Raw genomic sequence first — 11,184 nt, 5'->3', positions numbered from 1 at the left:
AATCGGTCCCGCCAGCGCGGTCGCCGAACCGCACAGCAGCATGATGGCCAGCACGGCGACGACGCGGATCAGCACGACGCGGGTGCCCAGCGCCATCGCGATATCTTCCCCCATGCTCAGCGCGTTCAACGAGCGGGCGGCCAACAGTGCCAGTACCGCGCCCAACAGGATGGTCGGCGTGACGATGCCGATGTTGCGCAGCGAACGGATATCCAGTGTTCCGGCTTCCCAGATGCGCATCTGGTCGAACGCCTGCGGGTCGAGCAGTGAGATGGACGAGGACAGACCGCTCAGGACCGCGCTGAGCGCCACGCCGGCCAGCGTCAACCTTATCGGGTTGATGCGCCCCCCACTGAGCGTGCCGATCAGCCAGACGGCCAGACTGGTGATGAGTACGCCCATCCAGGCGAAGCCGAGCCAGGCGGTCATGCTGCTGATGCCGAAGCAGGTAATGCCGATCACGATAGCGAAGCTGGCGCCCGCGTTGACGCCGAGGATGCCGGGGTCGGCCAACGGATTACGGGTCAGCGCCTGGATCACGGCGCCCGCGCCGCCCAGCGCGAGACCGACGATGATGCCCGCCAGCGTGCGCGGTAGGCGCGCGTTAAGAATGATGGTGCTATCGGCCGTGTCGAGCTGGCCGGTCAAGCTCTGCCAGACCACGACGGGAGAAATTGACTTGGCCCCGATAGTTAGGCTGGCGACAACCACGAGCGCCAGCAGCAGTAGAAACAACAGTATACCGACGTGACGCCCGAGGGCTTGAGAGTAACGGGGGGGCGGCTGATTGGCGGCGACAGGCGCCTGATGCGAAGGAAGTGACATCGCCAACGAACAGCTCCTTAATGTGTGAAGATGAGTATGATTATCATTAATGTTATCGAGCTGCTATGTTAGCATGCCTTTGTGAGCAAATACATTGACGTAGACCGCGTGTTGACGCCATTCAGCCGCTGCTGAACTGGCAATATCACCTTATTTTCACGGAATATTATGGCTAAATCCTCCATCTTGCTTGACTTCAGTTTGCTAAAAAACAATGCGCATTTTCGTGCGATTTTCGTCGCCAGAATGCTGTCTGTCTTCGCGCTCGGCATGTTGGCGGTGGGCGTCCCTATTCAAATTCAGTCGATGACCGGTTCCACCCTGCAGGTTGGGGTGGCGGTGGCGCTTGATGGCGTAGGGATGTTTATCGGTTTGATGTGCGGGGGCGTGCTGGCGGATCGTTTCGACCGGCGGAAGCTCATCCTGTTCGCCCGCGGCACCTGCGGGCTGGGCTTTGTCGCGCTGAGTATCAATGCCTTTTCCAGCTCGCCGTCTCTCTTCGCGCTATACGTGCTGGCCGCCTGGGATGGATTCTTCGGTGCATTAGGCATGACGGCGCTGATGGCGGTGATCCCGCTGCTGGTCGGGCGGGAGAATCTCCCCGCCGCCGGCGCGCTGAGTATGTTGACGGTACGACTGGGCGCGATCCTGTCGCCCGCGCTGGGCGGGGTCATTATCGTGGCGGGCGGCGTCGGGTGGAGCTTCGCCGTGGCGGCTGTCGGCACGCTAGGCACCCTGATCCCGCTGATGCGGCTGCCGTCGCTTCAGCCGGAGGCCAGCGAGCCGGAGCATCCGCTGCGTTCGCTGGTGGGCGGCGTGAAATTTGTCTGTTCGCATCCGGTCGTCGGCTGGGTCGTGGTGCTCGGTCTGCTGGTCAGCATGATCGGCGCGATGCGGGTACTGTTTCCCGCGCTGGCAAACGACGTCTATCATGCCGGACCTTCCGCCATCGGCCTGATGTACTCCGCGGTGCCGCTGGGGGCGATGTTGGGCGCGTTTACCAGCGGTTGGGTGTCGGGCGTTCGCCGGCCGGGGCTGGTGTTGCTGGGCTGCACCACCGGCGCGTTTCTGTCTGTGGCGTTGTTGGGCGTGGCGGGCTATTTCGCCGTGGCGCTGGCGGCGCTGGTGTGTTACGGCTATCTCAACGCGATCGCTTCTTTACTGCAATTCACGCTGATCCAGACGCATACCCCGGACAGGCTGCTGGGGCGCGTGAATAGTCTGGGTTCAGCGCAGGATGTCACCGGCGATTCGCTTGGCGCGCTGGGCCTGGGGGCAATGACCCGGCTTATGACGCCCGCGCTGAGTATTCTGTCATTCGGCGGCGCGGCGGCGATATTGGGACTGGGGCTGATGTTGCTGGTTCGGCCTTTGCGTCAGTGCACCTTCGGACAGGTCGATGAGGAAGAATCGGTCAGCGAAGCGTTGGATGAGGCTGCGGAATCCCCTGCGCGCCACTCTTAGACGACGATAGCCGGAAGCGTGACGCAGGCCGCAGGGACGCGGCCATATCGGGGAGAGGACTCATTGAGGCTGACGGAAAAAATGCTCGATATTGTTCAGCATATTGCTGGCGCTGTAATAGTCGAGCCGGAACGTATCCGGCCCCATCGCCCACACGTGCTGTTGCACGACGGGGTCAATATGGCGCAGGAAGGGGTTATTCATCAGGTTGCCGACCGTTTTTTCATCCGCGGAGAACAGCAGCAAAGACTTGCCGTTCAGGCTGTCGGCCATGTTCTCACCCGAAATCTGCACGATGTCCCGCCGTTTACCCTGGCTGGTTTCGGTCGGCAGATTAGGCGGCAGTTCCGCCAGTTGGAATCCTAACTCCGACAAAAGCTGGCCTTGCGCGGAAGCGCGAGTCCAGATATTCACCCCCCGACCATCTTCGTAGTACACCAGCGCTGAAACCGGCTGCGGAGGCAGCGTAATCGTCTGTTTAATCGCCTGAACGCGCTGTTCGAAGCGGTCGACGACCTCATGGGCCTCTTTTTCTCGGCCTGTCGCCACGCCCAGCTGTTCGGCCAGCTGCTGCCAGCTCTTATCGCCGTAGTCGATCACCAGCGTTGGTGCGATGGCGGAGAGCTGGTCATAGAGTTTCAGCGCGGAGTCGCCGCCGGTGGCGGCAATGACGATCAGGTCCGGCGACGCTGCGGCAATGGCTTCCGCATTGGGCTCCGTGATGTACAGCGGTTTGACGTTGCGCGCTCTGGCTTCTTGTCCCCATTGAACAAAAAAGCCTGATCGTCGGACACCGTTGAGTTACGGCTGGTGGCGCCTGAACCAATCACCTGTGCGTCGATTGCCAGCAGCGTGCCGGTAATGGTGACGCTGGTGGAGACGATGCGCTGCGGCGGACGTTGCAGCGTCAGCGGGCCTTTTAACGTTTGGAACGTGCGCGGCCAACCGTCGTGAGCGGCAGAGGAAGAGCGGGTCGTGGGACTGTCGCTGCTCTGATTATCGCAGCCGCTGATAAAGGTGAGCAGGGCGCCGAATATGAGCGCGCACAGCCGGGGAAATTGGGAATAGGCGTAGCCTTGCATAGCCGTCAGACTCCTCCTGATACGGACAAGGTAGTGCTCGGATTCGGGGAGGAGAGTAAACGATAACCACGTTGACGCACAACTTGAAATCCTCCGGCGACCCGTCGCCGGAGGATGATTGATCAGCGCATGACGCGAGTGAGGAAGTCGTTGGCAAGGTTGGCGCCCGCAACGGAGACGCGGTGATCGACGTTTGGCAGCAAATGTAGTTCGCAATCAACTCCGGCCTGCGTCAATACACGTTCCGTCTGCTGGCTATACTGCCAGGGCAGTTTGTCGTCCTCCATGCCGTGTATCAGCGCGACTGGTGTTCGGCGCGCAATGTGGGCATCGGTAAACACAGGCAGATAGCCCGAAAAGGCGACGATTGCGCCATAGGGGCAGCGGTCCGACGTCAATGTATCTAGCGCCATGACTGCGCCCTGAGAAAATCCGACCAGCGCGACCCGTTCTGGGTGTTCCGTCATCTGGTATCGGTCTAACGCTTGCTGAATAATGGCATCGAATGAGGTACGTGCGGCGACGATGCGGGCGTTGCGTAAGGTTGGAGTATCGTCGTCGATATCAAACCATTGAAAGCCCTCGCCTTGCGTGAAGAAAAAAGGGCCATCGGGAAGGGCGAAATGTGTGGACGGCCACTGTTGTTGCCAACGCTTGGCCACGGAAGCGAAATAGCGGCCATAGCCGCCGATACCGTGCAAAAAAATGATCAGTGAATTATCCATACGGTCCCTCGCTGTAGATAAATCGGCTGCGGCAGTACGCCGCAGCGGCAAGAGAGAGAATAGCACCGGGTCTGGCGTCAGGCACAGGCCCAGGATAAAGCGGGATCTGGCTTGACGCGATCTCGTCGGTTCAGGGCACCAGGGCCGTTGCCGACCGACGCCAGCGCGTTCAGGCCGATGCTCCATCATGCTGGCCATTCCCAACCGCCGTTCGGGATGTTGAAGAAGATGCCCGCGGGGCCATGCACGGTGAAGATGGCGCCAGGCAGGATCAGAATGGACGCCAGCGCGGTGTCCCGATATCAAATCCCCAGCAGCAGGGTCACGGCGGCGAACGGTTTTCAGACGAGAGTGATCTAGGCCCACCGGGCAGGCTTTATCAGGTGACGGATGCGCGCGTAATACATCTTGGCGACGTCGATGGGAGACCGTGCGCGTCGTCTGTTTGAATCGCTGAACCCTGAGATAGAATTCTCGTCGGGGCGTCAGCCTAGATGCCCCAGCCGCAATGGTGTCCAGCCCCTTAGCGGCCTAGGTAAAAACGCTCCCATTCGTCAATCGCCACGAACATACGCCGCAGTCCAAACGTTCCATCTTGAATCTTCGCCCTGTGTCCGGCTGTGGCGTTTATTTCAGCACCACGGCGGGGACGTCTGATTTGGGTCGACGCGACGCTTGAAAGCGTGGTTGGCGGTGACCTCACCCGAGCGCTGTCGCTCTCCGGGTGAGGTGGCGGCTTTTACAGGGCTTTGGCGGTAAACAGGTCAACATGCGTGGCATCGGCGACGCGTTTGAGGTAGGCGGCGACGTTCGGGCCGAACTGGATGTTCTTGACGATGGTCAGAGAGCGCAGTACCGGGAACAGGACAAAGTCGCTGGTGGAAATGGCGGTCGGCTGTGCCAGCAACGGCTCCAGCTCAGCGAGCTGTTGCTCGACGCTCGCGACCAGTTCTGGCGTCTGCGCCATCAGTGCCTCCAGATCGCCAAAGGCTTTTTCTTCCCGGATTCGGTAGGCTTCACGCGCTTCCGGCGTAGACAGCTCTTTGAAGTCGGCTTTGGTAAAACGCGGAACGGCCAATTTGAATACCGTACCCGAGGCGGCTTTGCTCCAAGCTTCAAGGATCGGGTCGACCGGCTTGTCGACGATGAGCGGCGCTTCAATCGCGTCGACGTAATGCACAATATCCATGCTTTCCGGCATGTAGCTGCCATCCTCTTTTTGCAATATCGGGACAACCTTGCGTCCGACCATGCGGGTCGGCGTCTCGACATCGCCTTCCATCATGACGGACAGCTCATGAGGGATAGCCTTGAGACCGAAAATCATTCTGGCTTTAACGCAGAATGGACAGTGTTCATAGATGAAAAGTTTCATTGATTAGCACCTTACTGATAAGAAAAACGGTTACGCTGCTCGTCTCTTCGACCTTCGCGCCGCCGTATAATTCGATGGCTAAGATAATGTAGTCTATCGGCAACCGTAAAGTGGCTATTGAAACGACCTGACACGAGATAGGGATACCGTCAGCGCGGTATCCACTCGTGAGTACGCGATAGTGACGCGCGGAACAACTGTTTTTACTCTTAGAAAAGATCGGTTAGTTTAAATTTCTCCGGTGATATGTTCAGTCCTATAAAGAAACAGTTTATAAATGCTGTCTGTTTTTCCAAATAAAAGTTTCGTCCTGTTCTTAACTAAAATCCTTTTCAACATTAATTCATCCATACACAAATGATATGTTTTTCACATGATGGGTTTTATTTCATCTTTTATGACAAACCCCGATGGGTCAATCTGTGCTTAATATATATAATAAAGAGATTATGTCTTTAATTGCGACTGTCTAATTGATAATGGTTTCGTTTATTCTTGTTTCCATGTGTTTGCCGTCATGTTTTAAATATAATCACTTTGCTGTACGGATTTATTACCTGTCAGCAAAGATCGCGTTTGCCCTTTCACATGTTCGAAAATGGCCGATGAGTAGGCGAAAGATACGCTTTCATGTGGATTACAATCGCTATTTAACAGTGAGTTAGGGTAAATAAAGCGAATATCGGTGAGAAAGGCGTTCTGCAGGATAAATTTAAAATAGAGCTCCTTTCTCCCGTAATCGACCGTACGGTAGAAGAAAAATTCACAAATGACTCTTTCCTTTTGATTCAGCGCATTGGCTAATAGCGGCGTGGAGTTATCAATGGGTTTTATGATGTCAACGTGCCGAAAAGGATCGTAACCATCCCGTGATAATGTATTTATCAGTTTATGGACAGATATTTCATTATCATGGGAAAGATGAAACCGCTTCCCGCTGGAATGAGTGTTCGAACAGCCTTTAGATATCAAGCCCTGCTTTTTACCCGTCAACTTCAAGTATATCGTGTTAGACATAGTGACTCCTTGGACCATCCTGAGAGGAATGGTCGAACAAAAGAAAATTGTTTTGTCTTTCTGACGATATAATATCTACAGCATTCATTTTTTGAGTCAATGGGAATAAACAGCAATCTTCATATCGAAATAAAAATTTGGCTATGTGAAATTTTATTTAGTCCTATCTTGAGTGCGTCGTCTTATAAAAAAAGGCTTTGATTCAAGATCAACAGGTTGGTTAACCATGAAGCAAAGTTGTTAATCACGGTATCTTCACGAAAATGACTCTCTGTTTGAGAAAATTTTAGCGAGGAGGGTCAATGCGCGATTTATCTCTTACATCGTGGCCTTAGCCTTAACTGATCGAGAGGCCTTTATTAGTGCGTGGGTGAACATCAATTATCTCTTGATGAGAAAAGGCGTCGCCCTTCTCGCTTACATTGCAATGACGCAGCCCAACAGGCATAGAGAATCCATACGGACACATATCATCAGAAGCAAACGTCCTTTCGACTTGGGTGATAAGCTTTTTGCAGATTGGTTATCATGATTTTTATTCAATGGATAAAAATAAAACGTCTATTTAATGGCATTCTTGCGCTGCATAACAATTGACGCTCAACCTAAATAGCTGCTTGTAATTGGAGATCACTTTGAGGGAACTTAGCCCGGATTGTGCGATCTCATCAATCGCTAAACTGATACAAAATCATCCATTGGACTGAGCGATGCCGGTTGTAGCACTTATTCCCCGTGACGAATGACGCCTGATTCAGAAGGCGATCCATAAAACACGCGACAAGAACCATGTCCGCAGATTGACTGGTCTTTTGCGCATATCCGCACACGATTGCGTAAACTGATAAAGCACTCTCCCGGCGATTTGGGTTATCAGCGTTCACGCAGGAGTTCAGCGTTACTGGCAATAAAAATCAAAGATAACCAGGTGCCAGTCACATGCCGGAACCTTTCGTCGTTGGCTGCTGCCTGCCGGACTGGTAAGGCGCAGGGCGGTCCCGACCCTGCGCATTCGAGACCCGCACAAAGATGGAAAGATGGCAATAATCCGCAAAACCCTGGATAAATGTAGCGCAGAGCCTCCGGTATTTTATGAAGATGAAGTGAATATCCACCTCAATCTCAAAATCGGTGCGGACTGGCAGTTACGCGGGCAGATAAAACCGTCGTAACGCCGGGGGGAAATGAAATATATTACCTTGCCGGCGCGCTGCACGGTACAATAACTCGCAACCAGCAGTGCCGTTCATTGTGGATGTTGCCGAGAAAGGTTCATCGTTTTATTGAAAACTTCCGTCCATTCATCGGAGGAAAACATGGACTGGCAAAAGTGTAACGGTATTAGGCGCAGCTATTTAGGCGTATCCGCCGAACTATCGTTTTTGATGACGCGACATTTTTCAATCCAAAGAATGATCGTGGGCTTCACCTGCACACGAAGATCGAATTCTCTATTTTTCTCACTCATCAGGCTGATTCTACAGCTGAGATAATTAGGGTCAAATCCACCATCCTTCGCCACGCGGTGTCTGAACTTTCTGTCCGACGTTATCGTTTATTTCTCGTTTAGATAATTTATGATAAACATAATGTGTCTACTATTTATTTGATTCAAAAGGGATAAAGGCAGGTTTGTGCCCCGCTCATTCATGTGAGGCCGTGTTGAAACGATAATTAATACGGGCTTCGTGTTCAGTTATCGGGTCGTTTAGCGCCAGACACCAAGGGAAACCCAATATTCATTACAAAAACGTATTCTTCAAATACGTGGATCTACGGATTGATCCTCAGCGATGTATCTCTCTTTCATTACAGTGTTATATTTAGCCTATGGGCAACGTTATTGAAGGTCCGGATAGTGGTAACTTGGTTTGATCTTATCCATAGTTACTCCGGTCAGCATGTAAGCGCTCTGCTGAGCGTTGAAACGTCTGCTAAATTGACATCGTTAGTAGGAAAAAACCGTTTTTCTGTACTGATACTGCGCAAAATATGCGCGAACCTGCGTTTTTCTCCGGTATTTAAAGCCTTCTGAGCAAGGTGCCAGTTTTCTCCTGTTATACCGAGTTTTACGTGGGATTGAATATGTATTCGTCAATGTTTCAAGCTATCAACAATAACTTTAATCAGCGCATATCGCGCCGGAGACTTATCATGAATATAGTCAATTTTACGTTAACTCCCAACGCCGCAATAGCGAATGGGGCTGATATAATAAGCGCCAATGCCGTTATTATGAATGGCAACGATTATGTTTCTGGTGAGAATGTTGTTTTCCGTATTAACAGCGGGTCCGCCGTCTTTTCGAATGGCTCGTCATCGATCGTGGTTTCAAGTAACAGCCTTGGGGCAGTATCTGCCAGTTTCGCTGATACGGTCGCCGAAACTGTGGTGGTTGATATCGAGCTTCAAAATGATGCCACGGTCCATAATTCCTTGGCTGCGACATTTACTCAGTCAGATAATAACGTCGATACCTTAACTCTCCTTCTGACGATTGACGACGCAAAGGCCGATGGGGAGGACCACAACCAAGTAGAACTCCAGACATTCAGCGGGGCGATACCTGTTTCAGGTACAGCTGTTTCTGTGGCGCTGACGAACGGCGCTATCTTTATCAATGGGAACAATAGTGCCGATATCACCACCGACAGCAAGGGAAGGGCCTCTTTGCCGTTTACCAGTACCACTGCCGGTAAATCGACACTGACTGCCTATCTCAAAGATAACATCGCTGTTTACAACTCAGTGGCGGCCACTTTTGTTTCAGCCTCAACGGACATATCATTAACTCTGGACGTAATTTCCGATAATGCTCAGGCAAACGGAAATGCAGTTAATCGCGTGTGTGCTACGGTCATTGATAGTGATACATCTAAGCCACTATCAGGACAACAGGTTACGTTTACTGTGACCTCTGGTAGTGCAACCTTCGATAATGACAGCACATCGTACACCACCACGACTGACAGTGACGGGAATGCTTATGCCTCTGTCAAGGACAAAAAAGTGGAATCCGTAACGATTAAAGCGGTCGTGGGAGACAAAACGGCGAGTGCTACGGTTCACTTTTCTCAAGAGATAACGCCCCTTAACATCCTGAGAGTATATAATGTTAACCAGACGTTCCCGTCGGGTGGACCAACAGTGGCCTGGAATAACGCTGAATTCTCCATGGATGTATCGGGAGGGAGCGGAAATTATTCATGGAGCGTCACAGAAGGTAATGATGTGTTATCTGTGGTGTCTTCTTCCGACCACACTGGGGTATTCAGATTTTCCCAATCTAAAAGCAATGTTAATCCTAAAAGAAAATATACCATCCATGTATCAGATGTAGATACGGGGGAAACGACGGATTATAGCTTTACCATCGATCTCTATTTTACTGAGTTTGGTAAATTGTATTGGTATACAATAAAAAATGATTTCCCAACGACAAGCGAATTCAATCGGCTGTTGAATGAGTGGGGCTTCATGATCCCTTATGAAGGATGGGTTACAGATGAAAATAATGGATGGTACTGGACGAGCGAGCATCCCTCATATTATTACGCTCACGCATTCAACGTCAAAAATGGTAAAGAGGGTAATTACAATATAAACAACACTGTTTGCGCCTATGCAAAAAAATATTGATACAGATTGCCTATCAATAGTGAGGTTATAAACTAATTATTTTCAATATTACTTTGAAAAGGTCTCTTTCTTGGTAGATGGTATTGGCCATGGCGAGGAGTATTATTTGGGCTACTTCGTCTTGCGTTCAAGTAACCTCTTTTGAATATTATTAATTCTCTACGGAATAACCCCCTTCCAGGATGGGAGGGGGTTATTGATGAGGCGAAACTTACGGGCCTGAATCACTGGTTCGTCACGTTGAATGCGGGCTGGTAGAGAAACCCGTCCAGCTCAGCAATTAGAGCTCGTATAACTCGCGTATGTTAATCACAATAGCATGGTCAGGTAACTGAATAAGCTGACGTTTTATCGCCGGTTTGAAGGTTTCTCGATAATTTACTTTCGATACGCGGTTTCCAAGACTCAGCTCTGCTAACATCTCCTTCTGACGACGGTTGTCTCCTGCGAAACGTTTAACGTGAGTAAGTGGAGACTATGCCCGAAATATGCTCGTAAAATGTTGTTATTGTCAATTCTCTTCGGTTCACTGTTGGGGGCTGGTTTGAATGAGTTGTATCTCAGATTCGTTTTTTTGCGTTCGTGTCGATTCGCGTTGTGATGGTGTCCCTGGCAACTGCTGGGGAAATCTTCGGATACTTCCCGATTGTGTGCACTTTCTCCTTGCCCTCAAACTGATATCGAACTTGCCACACTTTTTCCTGATTCCGGAATCTAAAGACACAGGCCACTTCCATCTGCCACTCGATAGGGTTTGTCTTTTGGTTACGTGGCGTCGTTCTGCTTAATGGCGAGTATTGGGTAAAATCCGGATGGGTAAAATTGATTTACCAGATCGTGCTTACCTACTGGTATTGGGGGATGTGTAAAGAGCTGTCGTGAAATTACCTTTCTTCTGACGAATACAAATAAGCCCCGTTTAAATCAATAAGAAATGATGAAAACCTGAAAATGTCGTCAATTTTTCACATGCTCAGTCACGTCCTGCTTCTCATTTTTGATAAAAGTATAAAATCAGATATTTCACGTGATTGGTGGTATTTCGTACAAATTTATT

The 11,184-nt window shown here is 51.3% G+C and carries 7 protein-coding genes and 2 pseudogenes; 3 read left to right on the top strand and 6 right to left on the bottom strand.

Annotated elements, in window-relative coordinates; all coding sequences use genetic code 11:
• The coding region (locus AU511_RS15920) for an iron chelate uptake ABC transporter family permease subunit (RefSeq protein WP_094110268.1) at positions 1-825 on the bottom strand (825 nt) is incomplete at its 3' end.
• 168 nt (positions 826-993) lie between these two features.
• Here AU511_RS15920 and entS point away from each other — a divergent pair.
• On the top strand, positions 994-2,289 hold the full coding sequence (gene entS / locus AU511_RS15915; RefSeq protein WP_094110267.1) for an enterobactin transporter EntS: 1,296 nt from the start codon (positions 994-996) through the stop codon (positions 2,287-2,289).
• A 60-nt stretch (positions 2,290-2,349) separates the two neighbouring features.
• Here entS and fepB read toward each other — a convergent pair.
• The 4 genes and pseudogenes from fepB to tssD form a co-directional block, all read right to left on the bottom strand.
• Positions 2,350-3,371, bottom strand: a pseudogene (gene fepB, locus AU511_RS15910) (Fe2+-enterobactin ABC transporter substrate-binding protein).
• A gap of 122 nt (positions 3,372-3,493) precedes the next feature.
• Complete coding sequence (locus AU511_RS15905; protein WP_167372057.1) at positions 3,494-4,285, bottom strand: alpha/beta hydrolase; 792 nt, start codon at positions 4,283-4,285, stop codon at positions 3,494-3,496.
• A 550-nt stretch (positions 4,286-4,835) separates the two neighbouring features.
• Positions 4,836-5,471: a glutaredoxin 2 gene (gene grxB / locus AU511_RS15900; RefSeq protein ID WP_094110265.1), complete on the bottom strand. Its 636-nt coding sequence runs from the start codon at positions 5,469-5,471 to the stop codon at positions 4,836-4,838.
• Positions 5,472-5,993: 522 nt separating this feature from the next.
• Positions 5,994-6,488 (bottom strand): type VI secretion system tube protein TssD, encoded by a 495-nt coding sequence (tssD, locus tag AU511_RS15895; protein WP_094110264.1) that lies wholly within the window; start codon positions 6,486-6,488, stop codon positions 5,994-5,996.
• Between the two features lie 749 nt (positions 6,489-7,237).
• On the opposite strand from tssD, the pseudogene AU511_RS15885 reads away from it, so the two are divergent.
• Together AU511_RS15885 and AU511_RS15880 are read left to right on the top strand one after the other, a co-directional pair.
• Positions 7,238-7,824: pseudogene (locus AU511_RS15885) on the top strand (transposase).
• A gap of 818 nt (positions 7,825-8,642) precedes the next feature.
• Positions 8,643-10,127, top strand: a complete 1,485-nt coding sequence (locus AU511_RS15880; protein ID WP_167372056.1) for an Ig-like domain-containing protein — start codon at positions 8,643-8,645, stop codon at positions 10,125-10,127.
• Positions 10,128-10,687: 560 nt separating this feature from the next.
• On the opposite strand, the gene AU511_RS17945 is transcribed toward AU511_RS15880, so the two are convergent.
• The gene (locus AU511_RS17945) at positions 10,688-10,864 is read right to left on the bottom strand and encodes an Arm DNA-binding domain-containing protein (RefSeq protein WP_338037731.1); all 177 of its coding nucleotides are present in this window, start codon (positions 10,862-10,864) and stop codon (positions 10,688-10,690) included.
• Positions 10,865-11,184 lie beyond the last annotated feature (320 nt).

This window comes from Lonsdalea iberica (assembly GCF_002111585.1).
GTDB lineage: Bacteria > Pseudomonadota > Gammaproteobacteria > Enterobacterales > Enterobacteriaceae > Lonsdalea > Lonsdalea iberica.
This window is presented reverse-complemented; position numbering and strand designations above follow the sequence as displayed.